A 2,021-nucleotide genomic window follows, 5' to 3' on the forward strand; every position below is an offset into this window, starting at 1 on the left:
ATCGGCTTGTGAGAGTTTTGCTTTGTACTCAAGGTTAAGTCGGTTCACATCCCAAAGCTTGCGCTCTAAGTTTCCGGTTGCATTTCGGCCTATGTTGAGCATAGTTTTGATTTCATTTTTACACGTCGCAAACTGAGGTTGTTTAACTTTCGGTTTGATGACTTTGACCAACAACTCATTTCTTCTTTTCACAGTCCAGAACCCCCCTTGCTGACTGATGGTGCAATAGAGAGCGAGCAGCGCATGAGTGACTAGCGCATCAAGAGCTTGATAGTGTTTAAGGTTTCGACTCATAAAGCTTGTAATTCCATTATTTGGTCTACTAAAGGGGCGATATCTAACCAAGCTTGGTAACTAACCCAAGTAAACGCCACCATAGCTAATGTTATCACGCCTTTTTTTCCACGAGACAAAGCTGGAGACAGCCAGACTAACGGCAAAGCCAAAGGCCCAATAACAAAAAGTAGGGTTAATACAAACCCCGCTCGGTAATACCACGGAGTCGTGGTGTCCAGCCTCATTTTTTCTTCCATTGTTTTACTCAACTGACCAACGAAATCCGATGTTATCGGACTTAGGGTGAAATGCCAAAAGGATAGAGTCATGACCATTGAAAAACCAGATTACCCATTACTCATCGAGCAGTTAGCCAAAGAGGCTCATCAAGGCTGTGGACTCAGCTATGAGCTCTATAGCCAACGTTTTCAATCATCCGTCGATGCGCTTTTAGAACGTCTGCCTAACAACGAAAGGGATAACGTAATTGCTCTTGCCAAAAAGTATGACTACGAACATGAGCAACCCAATCATGCACCCATTTCAGCGTCGGATTGGGATGATGACAATCAATATTGCTCTCACGGCATTGATATTGATTGCTGCCCAGCAGGGTGTGGTGGATGAATATCATGATAAGCAAAGAGGCCAACATGAACGAAATACAGCTATCAAAATCCGAAGAAGAAGCACTAGAGCAAGAGTGGAAAGAAGAAAAAACCAAACGCGATAAATCACGACAAACTGTCTATCAAAGAATGGCAGGGTATGACTTTTTAAGTTACTGCCGTATGCCTTTGTATTTTCGCGCCAGAATCCGAGAGATGAAAGTGGGCGACACTTTCATCATGGGACAGATGCGCCACACCTATGAAGAGTTTAATGACTTTGAAGGTGTACTGGAAATTCATATCGAGAAAGAAAAGAACCAGATATACCGAGCTCGCTCTAACTTCAACTTACTCACAAAGCCTGAGCGAGCTCATACCTTTACGGACTTTACCTTCAAACTTGAAAAGGGCGGGAACTTTGCGTTCACGGGTGATGAAGAAAAAGGGTTAGCCAATCAAAAGAGATTTGCTCTTACCTGTCGTTACTTTAATCGACTTTTAACTAGCACCTCTGAAGAGGAAAGAAACATCTATCACGACCAAGGCGTTCCTCCCTACTTCCACGGCGTGACAATTGATAAGAACAATTTAACTCGTCGCCTTTACTACAAACGTGAAGATTGGGAACGTCCGCACCGATACAAGATTTCACAAGAGCAAATGCCAAAGCCCATGATGGAGTGCCTTATCGACTATGGAATGTGCTTTGGTCTTATCAATTTCAATGAAGAAGGAAACCAACATGAACACTGATGTATCGCTAACAGAGCAGTTACTCACAATTTTTGCCAACAAGAAGCGCATCCAACAAACGTTTAAAGAAACCGGGGTGAGTCATTTAAAAGTCATTTCCGAAAAGTTAGGTGAGTACATCGAGCAACGAGAAAAGACGGAATCAGAAAAAATAGCTGCGCAAGAAGAAGCGAAAGGGATGCTAAAAAGCATCATGGAAAAGACTGGACTGAGTCACGAAGAAGTTTCTCAATTGATGAATGACGGCAAGACCAAAAGCAAAGCCAAGCGTTCCAAACGTGCAAAAAGAGTCGCAGCCGAGACACAAACAGCGCGCTATGAAGTAAAAACGGAGCGTTACACGTTTGGTGATAGTGGTACTTGGGACGGTACTGGCGAAGT

The 2,021-nt window shown here is 43.4% G+C and carries 5 protein-coding genes; 3 read left to right on the plus strand and 2 right to left on the minus strand.

Translation table 11 applies throughout. The annotated features are described in order from the left end of the window. Together Q1A70_RS19605 and Q1A70_RS19610 are read right to left on the minus strand one after the other, a co-directional pair. Positions 1–294, minus strand: a 294-nt coding sequence (locus Q1A70_RS19605) for a DUF2913 family protein (RefSeq protein WP_299697580.1), incomplete at its 3' end; no start/stop codon positions are given. Beyond that, entirely contained in the window at positions 291–521 is a 231-nt protein-coding gene (locus tag Q1A70_RS19610; RefSeq protein ID WP_299695800.1) for a hypothetical protein, read from the minus strand. The genes Q1A70_RS19610 and Q1A70_RS19605, both read right to left, overlap by 4 nt. Before the next feature lie 82 nt (positions 522–603). Between Q1A70_RS19610 and Q1A70_RS19615 the strand changes: the two genes are divergently transcribed. From Q1A70_RS19615 to Q1A70_RS19625, 3 genes are all read left to right on the plus strand, one after another. Then, positions 604–903 (plus strand): hypothetical protein, encoded by a 300-nt coding sequence (locus Q1A70_RS19615; RefSeq protein WP_299697582.1) that lies wholly within the window; start codon positions 604–606, stop codon positions 901–903. Beyond that, complete coding sequence (locus Q1A70_RS19620; protein WP_299695758.1) at positions 900–1,640, plus strand: hypothetical protein; 741 nt, start codon at positions 900–902, stop codon at positions 1,638–1,640. Before Q1A70_RS19615 ends, Q1A70_RS19620 begins: the two co-directional genes overlap by 4 nt. Then, positions 1,630–2,021, plus strand: a 392-nt coding sequence (locus tag Q1A70_RS19625; protein ID WP_299695756.1) for a hypothetical protein, incomplete at its 3' end; no start/stop codon positions are given. The genes Q1A70_RS19620 and Q1A70_RS19625, both read left to right, overlap by 11 nt.

It is taken from the genome of uncultured Vibrio sp. (assembly GCF_947488985.1).
Classification (GTDB): Bacteria; Pseudomonadota; Gammaproteobacteria; order Enterobacterales; family Vibrionaceae; genus Vibrio.